16 protein-coding genes are annotated in these 17,997 nt (G+C 68.6%); 9 read left to right on the top strand and 7 right to left on the bottom strand.

The annotated features are described in order from the left end of the window. Positions 1-7 precede the first annotated feature (7 nt). Positions 8-310: a helix-turn-helix domain-containing protein gene (locus AADV74_RS08150; RefSeq protein WP_342112949.1), complete on the bottom strand. Its 303-nt coding sequence runs from the start codon at positions 308-310 to the stop codon at positions 8-10. 130 nt (positions 311-440) lie between these two features. Here AADV74_RS08150 and AADV74_RS08145 point away from each other — a divergent pair, with 130 nt between their 5' ends. From AADV74_RS08145 to AADV74_RS08135, 3 genes are read left to right on the top strand one after another with little or no spacing between them, the layout of a single operon-like run. Further along, complete coding sequence (locus AADV74_RS08145; RefSeq protein WP_342112948.1) at positions 441-1,064, top strand: hypothetical protein; 624 nt, start codon at positions 441-443, stop codon at positions 1,062-1,064. 2 nt (positions 1,065-1,066) lie between these two features. Continuing rightward, positions 1,067-2,347 carry a CpaE/TadZ family protein gene (locus tag AADV74_RS08140; protein ID WP_342112947.1) on the top strand — a complete coding sequence of 427 codons (1,281 nt, stop codon included), beginning with the start codon at positions 1,067-1,069 and terminating at the stop codon, positions 2,345-2,347. 23 nt (positions 2,348-2,370) lie between these two features. Then, positions 2,371-3,864, top strand: a complete 1,494-nt coding sequence (locus AADV74_RS08135) for a sensor histidine kinase (RefSeq protein ID WP_055817492.1) — start codon at positions 2,371-2,373, stop codon at positions 3,862-3,864. A 66-nt stretch (positions 3,865-3,930) separates the two neighbouring features. Here AADV74_RS08135 and AADV74_RS08130 read toward each other — a convergent pair whose 3' ends face one another. Then, positions 3,931-4,179, bottom strand: a complete 249-nt coding sequence (locus AADV74_RS08130) for a WhiB family transcriptional regulator (protein WP_055817493.1) — start codon at positions 4,177-4,179, stop codon at positions 3,931-3,933. A gap of 273 nt (positions 4,180-4,452) precedes the next feature. Between AADV74_RS08130 and AADV74_RS08125 the strand changes: the two genes are divergently transcribed. Further along, positions 4,453-4,818 carry a hypothetical protein gene (locus AADV74_RS08125; protein ID WP_342112946.1) on the top strand — a complete coding sequence of 122 codons (366 nt, stop codon included), beginning with the start codon at positions 4,453-4,455 and terminating at the stop codon, positions 4,816-4,818. Between the two features lie 24 nt (positions 4,819-4,842). Here AADV74_RS08125 and AADV74_RS08120 read toward each other — a convergent pair whose 3' ends face one another. From AADV74_RS08120 to aroA, 4 genes are all read right to left on the bottom strand, one after another. After that, a complete protein-coding gene (locus AADV74_RS08120) occupies positions 4,843-5,268 on the bottom strand; it encodes a hypothetical protein (RefSeq protein ID WP_342112945.1) in 426 nt (141 codons plus the stop codon). 131 nt (positions 5,269-5,399) lie between these two features. Further along, positions 5,400-5,876, bottom strand: a complete 477-nt coding sequence (gene bcp, locus AADV74_RS08115) for a thioredoxin-dependent thiol peroxidase (RefSeq protein ID WP_342112944.1) — start codon at positions 5,874-5,876, stop codon at positions 5,400-5,402. A gap of 30 nt (positions 5,877-5,906) precedes the next feature. Further along, positions 5,907-6,959 carry a ribosome small subunit-dependent GTPase A gene (gene rsgA, locus AADV74_RS08110; protein ID WP_342112943.1) on the bottom strand — a complete coding sequence of 351 codons (1,053 nt, stop codon included), beginning with the start codon at positions 6,957-6,959 and terminating at the stop codon, positions 5,907-5,909. Further along, positions 6,956-8,383 carry a 3-phosphoshikimate 1-carboxyvinyltransferase gene (gene aroA / locus AADV74_RS08105; RefSeq protein ID WP_342112942.1) on the bottom strand — a complete coding sequence of 476 codons (1,428 nt, stop codon included), beginning with the start codon at positions 8,381-8,383 and terminating at the stop codon, positions 6,956-6,958. The genes rsgA and aroA overlap by 4 nt, the downstream gene beginning before the upstream one ends. A 141-nt stretch (positions 8,384-8,524) precedes the next feature. Here aroA and AADV74_RS08100 point away from each other — a divergent pair, with 141 nt between their 5' ends. The 4 genes from AADV74_RS08100 (at position 8,525) to AADV74_RS08085 (ending at position 12,351) form a co-directional block, all read left to right on the top strand. Continuing rightward, positions 8,525-9,139: a sigma-70 family RNA polymerase sigma factor gene (locus AADV74_RS08100; protein WP_342112941.1), complete on the top strand. Its 615-nt coding sequence runs from the start codon at positions 8,525-8,527 to the stop codon at positions 9,137-9,139. After that, positions 9,136-9,378, top strand: a complete 243-nt coding sequence (locus AADV74_RS08095; protein ID WP_056164416.1) for a zf-HC2 domain-containing protein — start codon at positions 9,136-9,138, stop codon at positions 9,376-9,378. The genes AADV74_RS08100 and AADV74_RS08095 overlap by 4 nt, the downstream gene beginning before the upstream one ends. A gap of 86 nt (positions 9,379-9,464) precedes the next feature. Beyond that, a complete protein-coding gene (locus AADV74_RS08090; protein ID WP_342112940.1) occupies positions 9,465-11,693 on the top strand; it encodes an MMPL family transporter in 2,229 nt (742 codons plus the stop codon). A gap of 10 nt (positions 11,694-11,703) precedes the next feature. Further along, positions 11,704-12,351 carry a Pr6Pr family membrane protein gene (locus AADV74_RS08085; RefSeq protein ID WP_342112939.1) on the top strand — a complete coding sequence of 216 codons (648 nt, stop codon included), beginning with the start codon at positions 11,704-11,706 and terminating at the stop codon, positions 12,349-12,351. Positions 12,352-12,431: 80 nt separating this feature from the next. Here AADV74_RS08085 and AADV74_RS08080 read toward each other — a convergent pair whose 3' ends face one another. Next, complete coding sequence (locus tag AADV74_RS08080) at positions 12,432-16,232, bottom strand: multifunctional oxoglutarate decarboxylase/oxoglutarate dehydrogenase thiamine pyrophosphate-binding subunit/dihydrolipoyllysine-residue succinyltransferase subunit (protein WP_342112938.1); 3,801 nt, start codon at positions 16,230-16,232, stop codon at positions 12,432-12,434. A 177-nt stretch (positions 16,233-16,409) separates the two neighbouring features. Between AADV74_RS08080 and guaB1 the strand changes: the two genes are divergently transcribed. Beyond that, positions 16,410-17,849, top strand: a complete 1,440-nt coding sequence (gene guaB1 / locus AADV74_RS08075) for a GMP reductase (RefSeq protein ID WP_342112937.1) — start codon at positions 16,410-16,412, stop codon at positions 17,847-17,849. The last annotated feature ends 148 nt before the right edge of the window (positions 17,850-17,997 follow it).

The raw sequence follows: 17,997 nt of genomic DNA, 5'->3' as shown, positions 1-17,997 counted from the left end.
ACCGCGCTCACTCCGACTCTGGTGCCGGCTTCTGCGTCGGTGGCAGGATGCGGCCCTCCGACAGCTCGGGGATGTCGGCGTATGCGGACTCCTGCCAGAGCGACATACGCCGCGCCTCCTCGTACTGGCCCTCGATGAAGGCCTCGAGGACGACGCGCTCGACGCGCCAGGCGCTACCGACCCTGATGGCGGGGAGCTCGCCCGTGCGCACGAGCTCTGCGACCTCGGCCACCGTGATCGCGAGGATCTCGGCCGTGTCGGCGAGCGACAGGAATCGCGCGACGTCGCCGTCGGGAGGTACAGGGGGCATCTGACCATTATCGTCGCCGTCGTCACGTCGACACCGGATGCGCCATGTTGTGGATAACTCCCATCGCGCGCGAGAGAGACTCGGCATGATCGAGCACAGGCTCCGACGCTGGAGTCAGGGGAGGGTGCTCATGGGGGTCGCAGCGACGCAGGCCGGCTCCCGCTCGTTCTGGATCGATCCGCGGTTCATCGTCGGCGTGGTGCTCGTGCTGGGCTCGGTGATCGGCGTCTACGCAGTCGTCGCCGCAGCCGACCGCACGACCGAGGTCTACGTGGCTCGCGACGCCCTCGTCGTCGGACAGACCGTCGAAGCCGGCGACCTCGTCGCCACCAGCGTGCGCCTCGGCGATGGCGCCGACGTCTACCTGTACGCCGGCGGCCTGCCGGCCGACGGCCTGGTCATGACCCGCTCTGTGCTCGCCGGGGAGATGGTCCCGGCATCCGCGGTGTCGACGACGGCGCAGGCCGGACTCACCAGCGTGGTGGTGACCCTGAGCGGCCGTCTGCCCGAGAGCGTCGCAACGGGCTCCGTCGTGGACCTCTGGTCGGCGCGGGCCGCGAAGACCGACGGCTTCGATCCGCCGGTCGTCCTGGTGTCGGATGCGACCGTCGCCGTGGTGCGCGAGGCCGACGGCTTCCTCGCCGACGGCTATGGTCGAGCCGTCGAACTGCTCGTGCCCCGAGACGACGTCGCCCTGGTGCTCGAGGCCATCGCCGACGACGATGCGCTCTCCGTCGTGCCCGGGAGCGGCTGAGGATGGCCGCCATCGCCCTTCTGCTCGACAGGGCAGTGGAGGACGCCCTGCTCGCGGACATGATCGAGCACGGCCACTCCGTCGTGGCCAGGTCCGCAACCGCACGGGAACTCATCCTCATCCTCGATGGGCTGGAACTCGACGCCGTCGTGGCGTCCGCCGCCGGTATCAGCCGGGAGCTCCTCGACGCGTGCGACCGCCGCGGAGTGCGGGTGATCGGCATCGCGGCGAACGACAGCGGGCGCCGTCATGCATCCGAACTCGGGTTGTTCGAGGTGCTCGACGCCGACTCCACCTGGGACGACGTCGAGAACGTGCTGGGGCACAGGGGGCCGCCGCCCGTCGGAGTGCCCGCTCCGCTCACCGGTGGCCCGGTCTCGGGGGTGATCGCCGTGTGGGGGCCGACCGGAGCGCCAGGGCGCACGACTCTCGCCATCAACGTGGCGGCCGAGGTCGCGGCGCGGGGTCACTCGGTGCTGCTCGCCGACGTCGATCCGTACGGCGGCACCATCGCGCCGGCGCTGGGCCTCCTCGACGAGGCACCGGGCTTCGCGGCAGCCTGTCGCCTCGCCGGCGCCGACAGTCTCACCCGAGCCGAGCTCGATCGCATCGCCCAGCGCCACGGCACCCGCGACGACGCCTTCAGGGTGCTGACCGGGATCAGCCGTGCCGCTCGGTGGCCGGAACTCGGAGGGAGCCGCGTGACGGCCGTCCTGGACGCCTGCAGGCGGTGGGTCGACGTCGTGGTCGTCGACACCGGATTCAGCCTCGAGACCGATGAGGAGATCTCGAGCGACCTGTTCGCTCCACGGCGGAACGGGGCCACCATCGCCGCTCTGCGGTCGGCCGACCACGTCATCGCGGTCGGGGGCGCCGATCCGATCGCACTGCCGCGATTCCTCCGCGGCTACGCCGACCTCGCCGAGGCCATCGAACCCCAGCGGGTGAGCGTCGTGGTCAACAGGCTGCGCACCAGCGCCTCCGGCGTCGGGGCCGCAGGGCACGTGCTGGCGACGCTGCGCCGGTTCGGCGGCATCGAGCAGGCGCACATCGTGCCAGACGACCGCCGAGGCGTCGACGCCGCCGTGCTGGCCGGCGGGACGCTCCGCGAGGTGTCGCGGCGGTCACCGGCGCGGCAGGCAATCGAACGATTCGTCGACGAGCAGTTGGTGCCGCGACAGGATGCGGCCGCGCGGGACGTCCGGCGACGGACACGTGCGGCATCCGGAGCGGCAGTCGGCGCTCCGTCGGTCGCGGCATCAGTCCCGTCGTCCGGACGCTGAGACATCCCCGCTACGCTGGAAACGTGTCGACGCTCAGTGATCTCGTACTCGCGCAGGGGCGCGGCAGCCAGGCCGACGTGGATTGGCTGCACATGCTCGTGGCCGACGGTCAGCTGATCGCCGACCTCGCGTTCGCCGACCTCGTGGTCTGGGTGCCGACGGCGGCCGGAAGCTTCGTCGCGGTGGCCCATGCGCGTCCGTCGAGTGCAGCGACCCTCTTCTATCGCGACTTCGTCGGGCAGGAGATCCGTCAGGAGTGGGTGGCCCAGGTCACCGAGGCCTTCGAGACCGCCCGCATCGTCGACTCGTCGACCCCTGCCTGGTACGAGGAGACGCCGACGCGGGTGCGCGCGGTGCCCGTGATGCGCAGACTCTCGCCGACGGGATCGAGCATCACCGACGAGCCGATCGCCGTGCTCACCAGGCACACCAACCTGAGCGAGACGCGCACTCCGAGTCGCCAGGAGCTCACCTTCAACGAGTGCGCCAACGACCTGTCGGCGATGATCGCCTCGGGCGACTTCCCCGATCTGGGCGCTCCGACCGGTCCACGCCGTGGTGCTCCTCGAGCCTCGGACGGCCTGATCTGCCTCGACGTCGACGGCACGACCACCTTCGCCAGTCCCAACGCCCTCTCGGCGTTCAACCGCATGGGCTTCGCCGACGAGCTGGAGGGCGAGTCCCTCGCCGAGGTGACCACCCGGGTGCTGAGCGGATCCCTCGTCGCTGACGAGTCGCTCCCGCTCGTCGTCACGGGCCGGGCGCCGTGGCGCACCGACATCGAGGCGCGCGGAGTCACGGTGTCGCTGCGCGCCATCCCGATCCGCAACAGGGGAGAGCGGATCGGCGCCATCATCCTGAGCCGCGACGTGACCGAGCTGCGTCACCAGGAACGTGAGCTCATCACGAAGGACGCGACGATCCGCGAGATCCACCACAGGGTGAAGAACAACCTGCAGACCGTGGCCTCGCTGCTGCGCATCCAGGCGCGGCGCACTCATTCCGACGAGGCGCGCGAAGCCCTCACCCAGGCCATGCGCCGTGTCGCCGCCATCGCCGTGGTGCACGACACCCTGTCGGAGGGCCTCGCTCAGAGCGTGGATTTCGACGCCGTGTTCGATCGGGTGCTGCTGCTCATCGCCGAGGTCGCCTCGGCCCACAACACGACGGTGCATCCGAAGTCCTCAGGCAGCTTCGGCGTGCTGCCGAGCGAGTACGCGACGCCGTTGGCCCTGGCGCTCACCGAGCTCGTGACGAACGCCGTCGAGCACGGCCTCGCCGGGCGCGAGGGCGACGTCGAGATCATCGCGTCGCGCACCGACGACACCCTGAGCGTCAAGGTGCGCGACACGGGCTCCGGCTTGCCGGAGGGCAAGGTGGGATCCGGCCTCGGCACCCAGATCGTGCGCACGCTCATCCAGGGTGAACTGAGCGGGACCATCGACTGGCACACCGTGCTCGGCAGCGGGACCGAGGTCACCATCGACATCCCGTTGCGCTGGCTGACCAAGCCGTAGCAGCGGAGGTGACAGCAGAACGCGCCCTCGCGGACGAGGGCGCGTTCTGCTGTGCTCTGATCGGAGCTAGGAGGCGCGACGGGCGCGAGCGGCGCGGCGCTTGAGGGCACGGCGCTCGTCTTCGCTGAGGCCTCCCCAGACGCCCGAGTCCTGACCGGTCTCGAGGGCGTACTGCAGGCAGATCTCGGTGACGTTGCAGCGCGAGCAGACGGTCTTGGCCTTCTCGATCTGGTCGACTGCGGGGCCGGTGTTGCCGACCGGGAAGAACAGCTCGGGGTCTGCGGTGAGGCAGGCGGCCTTGTCGCGCCAATCCATGGGGGTGCTCCTTTGTATTGCGGGGGTGCATGGCCGTATGGCCTCAGAATGCAACGGGGGGTGGAGGTCAAGTTGCAGGAAGTAAACTCAGGAGTGAACAGCTCACGACCCTGTGAGCAAAACTTGACCTCGAATATGGTCGCATAGTAAAAGAATCGGATCAATAGTTTTGAATGGGATAACCCTGTGAATGCCCGTCCTGTTCGGGGGTCAGAACCTGAGGATTCCCCCACTGCTCCGGTTCGTAACGGGCCTCTGATCGCGGTTCTCCGCGTGATCCTGTTCGCGGAGGCCGCCCTCGTCATCGGGGTCGCCGTGTGGTTCCTGCTCGAGCTGGTGACGGCCGAGCCGGCCTCTGTGGCGAGCGCCGTCGCCATCTTCGTCATCGTCGTCATCGCGGCCGTCTTCGTGACGGCCATGGCCATCGGAGCAGCGCGGGACAGGCCGTGGATCCGCGGGGCGGCCGTCACCTGGCAGGTCCTGCAGATCGCCGTCGCGGTCGGCTGCTTCCAGGGCCTCTACGCCCGACCCGACATCGGCTGGGCCCTGCTGGTACCGTCCCTCGCCGTCATCGTGCTGCTGCTCGTGCCCGGCGTCCGCGTGGCATTCACGCACGAACTGGAGCGACCGGCCTCTTGAGCCCGGGCGAGGTCCGCGCGCCGGCTACTTGACCGGCACCTCGATGACGGAGTCGAGCACATGCACGATGAGCGGCTTGGTCGTCGTCGTCTTGGTCGGGGTCCAGAACACCGTGGTGTGCGGAACGAGGTCCATGGTGCACGGCTGGTCGGGGAGCGGGGCGACGGCGACCTCCACCTCGTTGCCCTCGTCCGCCGTCTTCAGGACCGAGATCTCAGTGCCGATGTACGGGCAGGTGGAACTGCCCCACAGGATGACGGCGAGCTCCCCGCCGTCGTTCAGGTAGAACGCCTGGGGTGCGCCGTCGGTGTCGACCGGGATCTTCTCGGAGGTCGTGATGTCGTCGGGGACGCCGGCGAAGTTCTCCACCGGCGTGCCGCTCGGCGTACACCCGGTCAGGAGGATGAGCAGGAGTGCTGCGCCGGTGGTGGCGATGACGTGTCGTTTCATCTCAGGTGTCTCCCATGAGCCATGGCGATCGAGCATTCCTCTCGAGGTCGACGCTCCGCTGCGTCGACTTGTCCCCAGCGTAGCGAGAACATCGACCTCGGCATCGAGGGAATCGCGAGGCTCGCCCGAGATCAGTCGATGCCGAGCTTCCGGCGCAGCATCGAGATGTGCCCTGTCGCCTTGACGTTGTACAGGGCGTGGCTGATGACGCCGGCCTCGTCGATCACGAAGGTCGAGCGCAGCGTCCCGGTGACGATCCGGCCGTAGGAGTTCTTCTCGCCCCACGTTCCGTAGGCGACGTGCACCGCGAGATCCTCATCCGAGAGCAGGGGGAAGGAGATGGAGTCCTCCTCCTGGAACATCTTGAGCTTGGCGACGGCGTCCTTCGAGATCCCGAGCACCTGGTACCCGGCGCTGGCCAGCGACCCGAGGTTGTCGCGGAAGTCGCACGCCTGGGTGGTGCATCCGGGGGTCATCGCCTCGGGGTAGAAGTACACGATGACCCGGCGCCCCGTGTAGTCGGCGAGGGAGACGGGCGAGCCGTCCTGGTCGAGGAGGGTGAAGGCGGGCGCGGTGTCGCCGGTCTGCAGGCGGAACGTCTCGGTCATCCCTCCATCCTCCCGCACGGGAGCGACGGGTCAGAACGTCGGCCGCTCCGAGAACGTCGTGAGCAGGCGCTGCAGGGAGTCGAGGCGGGCGACACCCTGCTCGCCGAGCTCTCCTGCTGCCACAGCCTCGTTGATGGCGCAGTCCGGAGCGTCGGGGAGGTGCGTGCAGCCGCGCGGGCAGCGCTGGGCGATGGCGTCGAGGTCGGTAAACGACTTGAGGATGTTCGCCGTGTCGACGTGCCCCAGGCCGAAGGAACGCACGCCCGGGGTGTCGATGGCCCAGCCGCGGCCGGCCGGAACGTCGATGCGCAGCGACACCGTCGACGACGAGGTGTGCCTGCCGCGACCCGTGACGGTGTTCACGACTCCCGTCGCCCTGTTCGCGTCGGGCACCAGGGCGTTGACGAGCGTGGACTTCCCGACCCCGGAGTGGCCGACGAACACGGTCTCGTGTCCGATGAGGTCGGCCGTGATGATGTCGAGGGGGATGTCGTCGCTGCGGCTCGTGAAGACGGTGAGGCCGAGGCCGGCGAAGTTCGCGAGGAACTCGGACGGGTCGGCGAGGTCGGTCTTCGTCACGACGAGCATCGGGCGGATGCCGGCATCGTAGGCGGCCACGAGGTAGCGGTCGACGAGCCGCACACGCGGCTCCGGATTGGCAGCGGCCACCACGATGAGCATCTGGTCGGCGTTGGCGACGACCACGCGCTCGATGGCGTCGGTGTCGTCTGCACTGCGACGCAGCAGCGTGGTGCGCGGCTGGATGCGCACGATACGGGCGAGGGTGCCGTCGTCACCGGTCGAGTCGCCGACGATGTCGACGCGGTCGCCGTTGACGACGGGCTGCTTGCGCAGTTCGCGGGCACGGGCCGCCGTGACCTCGTGCTCGGTCTCGAGGTTCTCGTCGACGAGCACCGTGTAGCGCCCGCGGTCGACTCCGAGCACGCGGGCGGTGATGGCCTGCGTGTAGGCGGGCCTGGTCTTCGTGCGCGGACGATTCGCCTTGGGATTCGGACGGACCCTGATGTCGGCCTCGTCGAACTCCGGCTCGTCCTCGTCGTCGTCGGACTCCCACCAGCTCATGCCGGGGAACCCGTCCCGAGCTGCGGGAGGTCGATGGTCGTGTCCGTCGTCGTCGATGCTGCTGAGGTCGCACCGGTGCCGAGCATCGCGTGCCAGAGCTGTGGGAACTGGGGGAGGGTCTTCGCCGTCGTGGCGATGTCGTGGATCTCGACCCCGGGAACCGCGAGGCCGATGATGGCGCCCGTCGTGGCCATGCGGTGGTCGGCATAGCTCTTCCAGACGCCACCGTGCAGAGGAGCCGGCTCGATGCGCAGGCCGTCCTCCAGCTCGGTGACCCGTCCGCCGAGGCCGTTGATCTCGGCGGCCAGGGCGGCGAGACGGTCGGTCTCGTGGTGGCGGATGTGGCCGATGCCCGTGAACTCGCTCGGCCCGTCGGCGAGCGCTGCCAGGGCCACCAGGTTCGGGACCAGCTCGCCGCCCGTCGACAGGTCGAGGGTGACGCCCCGGATGCCGTCGCCACCGCTGACCGTGACCGTGTCCCCGTCGCGCTTCACGGTCGCCCCGAACAGCGGCAGGAGGTCGAGCAGGTCGTTGCCGACCTGCGTCGTCTCGGCAGGCCAGCCCGGGATGGTGACGCTTCCTCCGGTGACGAGGGCGGCGGCGAGGAACGGCGCGGCGTTCGAGAGGTCGGGTTCGATGGCGACATCCGCGCCCGCGATGGAGCCGGGGGCGACGATCCAGTGCCCGACCTCGGGCTGGCGCACCACGACGCCGCGCCGGGCCAGGGTGGCGACCGTCATCTCGATGTGCGGCTGGCTGGGGAGGCGCTCGCCGTCGTGGCGCAGGTCGAGGCCGCTCTCGAAGCGGGCGGCCGCCAGGAGCAGGCCGGAGACGAACTGGCTGGTGAGGGTCGCGTCGATCGTGATCGCACCGCCCGCGACGCTGCCACTGCCGTGCACCGTGAAAGGCAGGGCGGCGCGGGAGTCGTCATTGATGTCGACGCCGAGGTCGCGGAGTGACGAGATGGTCGTGGCCATGGGCCTGCGGCGTGCGCCCTCGTCGCCGTCGAAGGTGGTCGGACCGAGGGCGAGGCCGGCGACGGGCGGCAGGAAGCGCATGACCGTGCCTGCGAGGCCGCAGTCGATTGTGGTGGATCCGGTGAGCTCGTCGGCGGGCGTGATGACCAGGTCGGGGCCGAAGCCGCTGCTTCCCGCCGTCTCCTCGATGCTCACGCCCAGAGACCGCAGGGCCTCGATCATCAGGGCCGTGTCGCGGGAGTGCAGGGGAGCGCGCAGGCGGGACGGAGCGTCCGCCAGCGCGGACAGGACGAGCTCGCGGTTGGTCAGCGACTTGGACCCCGGCAGGGCGACGACGGAGCGCACCCCGGCGGTCGCCACGGGCGCGACCCAGAGCACGTCGGGATCGTCGGGGCTTTCATCGCCGTAGGGATTGAAGTCCGGTGCGGAATATCGCGAGATGAGCATCGGTTATCACGATAGTCGGTGGAGAAACGACGGATGGAGGCATCAGTGAGTGTGACAGGCGTGCTCGAGCGCGATACGGCGACAGTCGCATCAGTCTCACCGTCGACCCTCACCGAGCGTCAGCATCTAGGATGGCCGGTGATGAATCCGGAACCAATCGAGGAATCCGAGCCCGCTCTCGGAACACTGTTCGAACAGCAGGCCCTGCCTTTCATGGACCAGCTGTACGCAGCAGCCATGCGCATGACCAAGAACCCGGCTGACGCCGCGGATCTCGTTCAGGAGACCTTCGTGAAGGCGTTCGCCGCCTTCACGCAGTTCGAGCAGGGCACGAACCTCAAGGCGTGGCTCTACAGGATCCTCACCAACACCTTCATCAACACCTACCGCAAGAAGCAGCGCGAGCCCTACCAGGGCACGATCGACGAGCTCGAGGACTGGCAGTTGGGCGGGGCCGTCTCGACGACGGCCATGTCGAGCCGGTCCGCCGAGGCCGAGGCGATCGACCACCTGCCGGACAGCGCGGTGAAGGATGCCCTCCAGGCCATCCCCGAGGACTTCAGGTTGGCTGTGTACCTCGCTGACGTCGAGGGATTCGCCTACCAGGAGATCGCCGACATCATGAAGACCCCGATCGGCACAGTGATGAGCCGTCTGCACCGTGGCAGGCGAATGCTTCGCGAATCACTGGCCGAATACGCGGCGGAGCAGGGCATCGGCACGACGCCCCCCGCCCAGACCAGGAGCAGCAGATGACCGACTGTGGATGCGACAAGGCCAAGGCCGAACTCGAGGAGTACCTGCACAACGAGTTGTGCAGCGCCGATGCGCAGGACATCCGCGACCACTTGGCGAACTGCCCCGACTGCACGTCGGAGCACCACGTCGGACGCGTGCTGACCGAGGCCGTGCAGCGTGCCTGCAAGGAGGCGGCTCCCGAGGAGCTGCGCGCCCAGGTCCTCGCGAGCCTGCGCTCGCTGCAGGCCACGCACTAGACGGGTCACGCGTCGGCTCTGTCGTCGACGCCACCCAGCGTATATTCGTTTCGTCACAGAGAAGCTAACTCGGTTAGCATTGGCGGGTGAGCACCTCCAAGAAACCCGCAGCACCGTCGTCCTCCCGTGTGCCGGTCTGGCTGAGGGTCACCCTCCCGACCGTCCTGATCCTCGTCTGGTTCGGACTGTTCGGTGCCGGCGGCGCCTCATTCGGTTCACTGAGCAGCGTCGTCGAGAACGACCAGTCCCAGTTCCTCCCGGCCGACTCGGAGGCCACGCAGGTGCAGGAGCTGCAGGAGGGCTTCCGCGACGGTGACGTGATCCCGGCGATCGTCGTCTACCAGCGCGATGGCGGGTTGACGGATGCGGATGACTCGGCCATCGACGCCGACGCCGAGTACTTCCAGGGGATCGACGGCGTCATCGACGACGGCGTCTCGCCCGCCGTGGTCTCCGACGACGGCGAGGCCGCCGAACTGTTCGTGCAGGTCGACGCGTCCGCCGAGACGAAGGACGTCGTGGGGGAGATGCGGGAGCGCATCGCCGAGACCGCCGTCGATGGGCTCACGGCATCCGTCACCGGACCGGCCGGCTTCACCACGGATCTCGCCGGCGCCTTCTCCGGCATCGACGGGATCCTGCTCGGCGTCGCCCTGCTCGCCGTCTTCATCATCCTGATCATCGTGTACCGCTCTCCGCTGCTGCCCGTGATCGTGCTCGGCACCAGCCTGTCGTCGCTCTGCGCGGCCGTGCTCGCGGTCGTCTCGCTCGCGAAGGCGGACATCCTGCTGCTGAACGGCCAGACCCAGGGGATCCTGTTCATCCTCGTGATCGGAGCGGCCACCGACTATTCGCTGCTCTACATCTCGCGCTACCGCGAGGCTCTCCACGTGCACGAGCGCAAGTGGGATGCCACCATCGCCGCCCTGAAGGGCGCGTGGGAGCCCATCCTCGCCTCGGGCGGCACTGTGATCGCGGGGCTGCTCATGCTGCTCGCCAGCGAGCTGAACTCCAACAAGATCCTCGGGCCTGTCGCTGCCATCGGCATCGTGTTCGCCCTGCTCGGCTCGCTGACCCTGCTGCCTGCGCTGCTGCTCTGGGCCGGTCGCGTCGCCTTCTGGCCCGTGCGTCCGAAGGTGGCCGCGCACACCGCCGCAGACGACGAGATCGCGAAGAAGGGCGTCTGGCCCTGGGTCGCGCGCCTCGTGGCCAGGCGCCCGCGTGTCATCTGGATCGTCTCGACGCTCATCCTCCTCGTGCTCGCCCTCGGCGTGACGCAGCTGAAGGCCGACGGGGTTCCCACCAGCGAGTTCGTGCTCGGTGAATCCCAGGCCCGCGACGGCCAGGCCGTGCTCGGCGAGCACTTCCCGGGTGGCTCCGGCACCCCGGCCGTCATCATCGCCCCCGAGGACTCACTGCAGGAGGTCGCCGACATCGCACTCGGAACCGAGGGCGTCTCGGACGTCTCCGTGCTCTCCGAGGACTCGCCCAGCGGGTCGCTCCCGGTCACGACCGACGGCATCCAGCCGCTCGGCCCTCCCGGAACCCCCGCCGGTGAGCCGACTGTCGTCGACGGGCAGATCCAGCTGAACGCCACGCTCGACTACGCCAGCGACTCCGACGAGGCCGAGGCCGTCGTCGCCGACCTGCGCGACCAGCTGGCGTCTGTGGGAACGGATGCAGACCCCGTGCTCGTCGGAGGTGCCACCGCCGTGGCGCTCGACACCAAGAACGCGGCCATCCACGACCGCAACCTCATCATTCCGCTCGTGCTGGGCGTGATCCTGCTGATCCTCATGCTGCTGCTGCGCTCCATCGTCGCACCCGTGCTGCTCATCGCCACGGTCGTGCTCTCGTTCGGCGCTGCCCTGGGCGTCTCCGCTCTGGTGTTCAACGGCATCTTCGGCTTCTCGGGGGCCGACCCGACGGTCCCGCTGTTCGGGTTCGTCTTCCTGGTCGCGTTGGGGGTGGACTACAACATCTTCCTCATGACCAGGGTGCGTGAGGAGGCGATCGTGCACGGTGCCCGCGTGGGGGTCCTGCGCGGACTCGTCGTGACAGGCGGCGTGATCACCTCCGCCGGGCTCGTGCTCGCCGCGACCTTCGCCGCGCTCGGCGTCCTGCCGATCCTGTTCCTGGTGCAGCTGTCGTTCATCGTGGCCTTCGGAGTGCTGCTCGACACCTTCCTGGTGCGATCGCTGCTGGTGCCTGCCCTCGCCTACGACATCGGGCGCGCAGTCTGGTGGCCGTCGAAGCTGGCGCGCGCCGAGCAGCCGGGGCGCGCCGAGCAGCCGGAGGCCGCCGAGCGGCGATAGATTCTCAGCTATGAGCTCTCGGATCGCCGCCGCCGTCTTCCGCCTGTTCTTCGCCGCGCTGTCCCTGACAGCCGTGGGGGTGCAGTTCTTCGCGGTCACGCTACCGCGGGGTCACAGCATCGTGAACTTCTTCAGTTACTTCACGAACCTGTCGAACATCATCGTGAGCATCGTGTTCATCGTGAGCGCCGTCAGGCTGCTGCGCGGTGTCGCACCGAGCACGTCGGATGTCGCCGTGCGGGGTGCATCCGTCGTCTACATCGCCTTCGTCGGGCTGGTCTTCAACACCCTGCTGCGCGACGTGGACCTGGGCGGCCTGATCCCCTGGGTGAATGCCGTCGTGCACTTCATCGTGCCGATCGCCGCCGTCGTCGACTGGCTGATCTGGCCGCCGCGACGTCCGCTGCCGTGGAGCTCGGTGTTCTACTGGATGATCTTCCCGGCGGTCTACGTGGCGTACTCGCTCATCCGCGGTGCCGTCACCGGCTTCTACCCGTACCCGTTCTTCAGCCCGGTGCTCCAGGACGGCTATGGGGGAGTGGCCGCGTACTGTGCGGTCATGATCGTGGGCTTCCTCGTGCTGGCGGTTCTGATCCGCTGGCTGGGAAATTCCCTCGGAGCCGCGCGGGTGCGCCGGGAAGAGGCATCCCTCGCCTGATCCAGCGTGAACGAGAAGAGGCCGCTCCCTGATGGGACCGGCCTCTTCTCGTGCTCGACGCGTGGACGCGGCGCCGTGCGCTACAGCGTGAGCGCCTGCTTGATGAGCTCGGCCTGCTCCACCGCGTGACGCTTGGCCGAACCCGCTGCGGGGGCCGCGGATGCCGGACGCGAGATGACGCCGACGGGCCGAGGGCCCAGCTTGCTGGTCTCGAGGATGAAGTACGGCCATGCACCCTGGTTCTCGGGCTCGTCCTGGATCCAGTACAGCTCGGCATTCGGGTACTGCGCGGCGACGTCCTTGATCTCCGCGGCCGGGAGCGGGTAGTACTGCTCCAGGCGCACGAGGGCGATCTCGGGGTTCGGGTTCTTCTCGAGCTCGGTGCGCAGGTCGTAGTAGACCTTGCCCGCCATGAACAGGACGCGCTTGACGGCCGCCTTGTCGTCGATGCGCACGTCGTCGATCACGGGCTCGAACCGACCGCTCGTGAAGTCGGCGATCTCGCTGGTCGCACCGCGCAGCCGCAGCATGGCCTTCGGCGTGAACACCACGAGCGGGCGACGCGGGCGCATGTAGGCCTGACGACGCAGAAGGTGGAAGTACGACGCCGGCGTCGAGGGACGCGCGACCGTCATGTTGTTCTCGGCGCAGAGCTGCAGGAAGCGCTCGATGCGCGCCGAGGAGTGGTCGGGACCCTGTCCCTCGTAGCCGTGCGGCAGCAGGAGCACGACGCTGGAGCGCTGGCCCCACTTCTGCTCGGCCGAGGAGATGAACTCGTCGATGATGGTCTGCGCCCCGTTGGAGAAGTCGCCGAACTGGGCCTCCCACAGCACCAGTGCATCCGCTCGCTCGACGGAGTAGCCGTATTCGAAGCCCATGGCCGCGTACTCGCTGAGCAGCGTGTCGTAGATCCAGAACCTGGCCTGGTTCTGCGACAGGTTGGCGAGGGGCAGCCACTCCTGGCCGTTGGTGCGGTCGTGCAGAACGGCATGGCGCTGCACGAACGTCCCTCTGCGGGCGTCCTGGCCGGCGAAGCGAACGGGGGTGCCCTCCGTGAGGAGGGAGCCGAGTGCGAGCAGCTCGCCGAATGCCCAGTCGACGCCGCCGTTGCGGCTCATGTCGAGGCGCTTCTGCAGCAGTTGCTGGAGCTTGTTGTGCACTGTGAAGCCGGACGGCTTGTTGTTGAAGGCGTCACCGATGAGGTGCACGACCTGCTCCGATACCCCGGTGGTCTCGGGCTCGCCGGACGCGTCGCTCTGGTCGTCCTCGCCGATGGCCGTGATCGGGGTGGTCTGCGCGGCGTGGGTCTCCTGGAAGGCGCGCTCGAGGCGGTCCTGGAAGTCGGCGTGCGCCTGCTCGTACTCCTCCTCGGTGATGTCGCCACGACCGACGAGAGCCTCGGTGTAGAGCTTGCGGACGCTGCGCTTGGCCTCGATGAGGTTGTACATCAGCGGCTGGGTCATCGAGGGGTCGTCGCCCTCGTTGTGTCCGCGGCGGCGGTAGGAGATCAGGTCGATGACCACGTCGCGGTGGAACTCCTGGCGGTACGCGTAGGCGAGCTGGGCCACCCGCACGACGGCCTCGGGGTCGTCGCCGTTCACGTGGAAGATGGGCGCCTGGATCGTCTTGCCGACATCGGTCGAGTAGATCGAGGTGCGGCCCTCGGTGGGCGGCGTGGTGAAGCCGACCTGGTTGTTCACGACGAGGTGGATGGTTCCACCCGTGCGGTAGGCGCGCAGCTGCGACATCTGCATGGTCTCGACCACGACACCCTGGCCCGCCATGGCTGCGTCGCCGTGGATGAGGATGGGGAGGGTCGAGAAGGTGCCGACGGGCTTGCGGTCCTGCTTGGCTCGCACGATGCCCTCGAGCACGCCGTCGACCGCCTCGAGGTGCGACGGGTTCGCGGCGAGGTACACGCCGATCTCCTCTCCGTTGGCGCCGGTGAAGGTGCCCTCGGTGCCGAGGTGGTACTTGACGTCACCCGATCCGGAGCCGGCCATGTGGCCCTCGAACTCCTGGAAGATCTGGCCGTAGGTCTTGCCCGCGATGTTCGTGAGCACGTTGAGACGACCGCGGTGGGCCATGCCGATGGCGACCTGGTCGAGGCCGTCCTCCGCTGCGCCCTGCAGGATCTGGTCGAGCAGGGCGATCGTGGACTCGCCGCCCTCGAGGCTGAAGCGCTTCTGGCCGACGTACTTGGTCTGCAGGAACGTCTCGAATGCCTCGGCCTCGTTGAGCTTGCCCAGGATGCGCATCTGCTCGTCGTGGGTGGGCTTCTCGTACTTGCGCTCGACCTGCGCCTGAACCCAGGCGCGCTGGGCAGGGTCCTGGATGTGCATGTACTCGATGCCCGTGGTGCGGCAGTACGAGTCGCGGAGCACGCCGAGGATGTCGCGCAGCAGCGCCGAGCGCTTGTCGCCGAAGCCGCCGGTGACGAACTCGCGGTCGAGATCCCAGAAGGTGAGGCCGTGGCTGGAGATGTCGAGGTCGGGGTGCGAGCGCTGCACGTACTCCAGCGGGTCGATGTCGGCCATGAGGTGGCCGCGCACGCGGAACGCGTTGATGAGCTCCTGCACGCGAGCCGTCTTGTCGATGGCGCTGGCGATGTCGACGCTGATGTCCGGCGCCCATTCGATGGGGGCGTAGGGGATGCGGAGGGCGGCGAAGATGTCGCTGTAGAAGGTGCGCTTGCCCGTGAGCAGTTCGTGCACGATCTTGAGGAACTCGCCGGACCCGGCGCCCTGGATGACGCGGTGGTCATAGGTGCTGGTGAGCGTGATGGTCTTGCCGATGGCGAGGCCTGCGAGGGTCTTCTCGCTGGAGCCCTGGAACTCTGCCGGGTACTCGAGTGCGCCGGCGCCGATGATGCAGCCCTGGCCGCGCATGAGGCGGGGGACCGAGTGAACGGTGCCGATGCCGCCGGGGTTGGTGAGCGAGATCGACGCGCCCTTGAAGTCGTCGGCCGTGAGCTTGTTCTGGCGCGCACGGGACACGAGGTCCTCGTAGGCCGAGAGGTACTCGCCGAACGTCATCGTGTCTGCGCGCTTGATGGCCGGGACCAGAAGGGCACGCGAGCCGTCGGGCTTCGGGATGTCGATGGCGATGCCCAGGCCGATGTGGGCGGGCTTCACGATGGACGGCTTGCCGTCGACGTCCTCGTAGTAGACGTTCTGGCTCGGGAAGTCCTTCAGGGCCTGGATGAGTGCCCAACCGATGAGGTGGGTGAAGGAGATCTTGCCACCGCGGGAGCGCTTCAGGTGGTTGTTGATGACGATGCGGTTGTCGATCATCAGCTTCGCCGGGATGGTGCGCACGCTGGTGGCCGTGGGCACGGTGAGGCTGGCGTCCATGTTGGTCGCCAGGCTCTTGGCCATGCCGCGGAGGGGCGAGATCTCATCGTGCGGCGCCTCGACGGCGCCGTCCTTGATGACCGACTGCGGGCTCGTGATGGGCACGTCTGCGGGAACGGGCACCGGCTTCGGCGCGACCGACGTGGTGCGGGCAGCCGGCTGCGAACCGATGATCGGGATGGGAGCCGTGAGCGGTCGCGGCTCGGAGGCTGGTGCCTCCTGGCCCGCCGGTGCCGCCTGGGTCTCAGGGGCTGCCGGGGCAGCGGATGCTGCCGGCACGGTGTCGGGGGCCTCGCTCGTGGGGGCCGCCTGATCGCCTGCAGGCGTATCGGCGGTCGCGCGGGCTGCGGCATCCGCCTTGGCCTGCGTCTGGTGGTGGTAGGTCTCGAGGACCGGCCACCACGCCGGATCGACGGAGTTCTTGTCGACGACGTACTGCTCGTACATCTCGTCGACGAGCCACTCATTGGCTCCGAACTCGGCCGATGCCGCTTCGTCTGAACTTGCCCCGGTCAATTGGCTCGACACAGCCGATCGCCCACTCTCTCCATTGATTCACTGCAACTTGTCAACCCGCCGTTCCAGACGACGAGCACGCACCGTGACAAGCCTAATCCCCTTTGTCCGCGGCTCGGTTCCCCCGAAAGAGGCATCTGCATGTTCGCGAGGCTGCAGGAGGCAGTGCCGAGGTCTACCGTGGGAGGCATGGAGTTCTATCGGACCGCGCCGACCCACGACCTCACCTACTCTGACGTCTTCCTCGTGCCCAGCCATTCTGCGCTGAAGAGCCGGTTCGACGTCTCCCTGGCCCCGGATGACGGCACTGCCGCCACGATCCCGATCGTGTCGGCGAACATGAACTCGGTCACGGGCCCTCGCCTGGCGGCGACACTCGCCCGCCGCGGCGGGCTCGGAGTCCTTCCCCAGGACATGAATCTGCAGGAGCTGGACGCCGCCATCCGCTGGGTGAAGGACCAGCCCGTCGAGTTCGACACCCCCCTCGTGCTGAGCCCGGATGACACCGTGGCCGACGCCCTCGTCAGGGTGCCGGCCGTGCAGGGGCACGGCATCGTCCTCAACGACGAGAGCGGCGCCTACCTCGGAGCCATCGCCGCCTCTCGTCTCGAGACCGCACTGCCCGATGCCCGCCTCGGCGACCTGCTGCACGGCCGCATCACGGCGATCGATGCCGAGGACGTCGACAGCGCCCGGGCGGCCTTCGACCTCATGCTCGCCGCCGACCTCGAGTTCGTGCCCGTGCTCAGGCGCGGTGCCGTCATCGGGACGCTCAGCCGCAAGAGTGCGCTGCGCGGCACCATCTATGCACCGACGCTCGACGCCGACGGCCGCCTCCAGGTCGCCGTCGCCCTCGGCATCAACGGCGACATCGCCACCAAGGCGAAGGCCTTCGCCGCGGCCGGCGTCGACGTGCTCGTCATCGACACGGCCCACGGTCATCAGGAGGGCATGCTCGAGGCCATCCGCACGGTGAAGGCCCTCGGCCTCGGCCTGCCGATCGTCGCGGGCAACATCGTGACGGCGGATGCCGTGAAGGATCTCGTCGAAGCTGGAGCCGACATCCTCAAGGTGGGCGTCGGCCCCGGCGCCATGTGCACCACCCGCATGATGACGGCTGTCGGACGCCCTCAGTTCTCGGCCGTGCTCGAGACGGCGGAGGCCGCACGCTCGCTCGGCGCCCACGTCTGGGCGGACGGCGGGGTGCGCTACCCGCGCGACGTAGCACTGGCGCTCGCGGCGGGAGCGTCATCCGTCATGATCGGATCGTGGTTCGCCGGCACCATCGAGGCCCCCGGTCAGCTCGCCGTCGACGGCGGCGGGCGCCTGTACAAGGAGAGCTGGGGGATGGCGTCGACCAAGGCCGTGCGTGAGCGCTTCGGCCGACTCGACGCCTTCGACCTCGCCCGCAAGGAGCTCTTCGCCGAGGGCATCTCGTCGAGCAAGATCTACCTCGACCCGCTGCGGCCCTCCCTCGAGGACCTCCTCGACATGATCACCTCCGGGCTGCGTAGCTCCTTCACGTATGCCGGCGCTCGCTCGCTCGCCGAGTTCTCCGACCGCGCTCTCGTCGGCATCCAGTCGGCCGCCGGCTACGAGGAAGGCAAGGCGCTGCCGGTCAGCTGGTAGCCGGGGTGGCGCCGTGGTGCGAGGAAGGACGGCGCCTGCCTGTGGGAGCGTCCATCTGCCGGGGAATGTCCCATCCGAGCCGGATATACTCGGCTGACAATGGATGACCCGCCCAGTAGCACCCCCGGCCATAGACCCTCGCCCGTGA

It is taken from the genome of Leifsonia stereocauli (assembly GCF_038432415.1).
Lineage (GTDB): Bacteria > Actinomycetota > Actinomycetes > Actinomycetales > Microbacteriaceae > Orlajensenia > Orlajensenia stereocauli.
Note: the sequence above shows the minus strand (reverse complement) of the source record. Positions and strands in the feature narration are given on the sequence as shown.

Excerpts from the sequence above, each read along its gene's own strand:
- AADV74_RS08140 (WP_342112947.1), top strand. The coding sequence starts at position 1,067 with ATGGCCGCCATCGCCCTTCTGCTCGACAGGGCAGTGGAGGACGCCCTG.
- aroA (WP_342112942.1), bottom strand. The coding sequence starts at position 8,383 with ATGCTCATCTCGCGATATTCCGCACCGGACTTCAATCCCTACGGCGAT.
- AADV74_RS08150 (WP_342112949.1), bottom strand. The coding sequence starts at position 310 with ATGCCCCCTGTACCTCCCGACGGCGACGTCGCGCGATTCCTGTCGCTC.
- guaB1 (WP_342112937.1), top strand. The coding sequence starts at position 16,410 with ATGGAGTTCTATCGGACCGCGCCGACCCACGACCTCACCTACTCTGAC.
- rsgA (WP_342112943.1), bottom strand. The coding sequence starts at position 6,959 with ATGAGCTGGTGGGAGTCCGACGACGACGAGGACGAGCCGGAGTTCGAC.
- AADV74_RS08100 (WP_342112941.1), top strand. The coding sequence starts at position 8,525 with ATGAATCCGGAACCAATCGAGGAATCCGAGCCCGCTCTCGGAACACTG.
- AADV74_RS08095 (WP_056164416.1), top strand. The coding sequence starts at position 9,136 with ATGACCGACTGTGGATGCGACAAGGCCAAGGCCGAACTCGAGGAGTAC.
- AADV74_RS08130 (WP_055817493.1), bottom strand. The coding sequence starts at position 4,179 with ATGGATTGGCGCGACAAGGCCGCCTGCCTCACCGCAGACCCCGAGCTG.
- AADV74_RS08145 (WP_342112948.1), top strand. The coding sequence starts at position 441 with ATGGGGGTCGCAGCGACGCAGGCCGGCTCCCGCTCGTTCTGGATCGAT.
- AADV74_RS08120 (WP_342112945.1), bottom strand. The coding sequence starts at position 5,268 with ATGAAACGACACGTCATCGCCACCACCGGCGCAGCACTCCTGCTCATC.
- bcp (WP_342112944.1), bottom strand. The coding sequence starts at position 5,876 with ATGACCGAGACGTTCCGCCTGCAGACCGGCGACACCGCGCCCGCCTTC.
- AADV74_RS08085 (WP_342112939.1), top strand. The coding sequence starts at position 11,704 with ATGAGCTCTCGGATCGCCGCCGCCGTCTTCCGCCTGTTCTTCGCCGCG.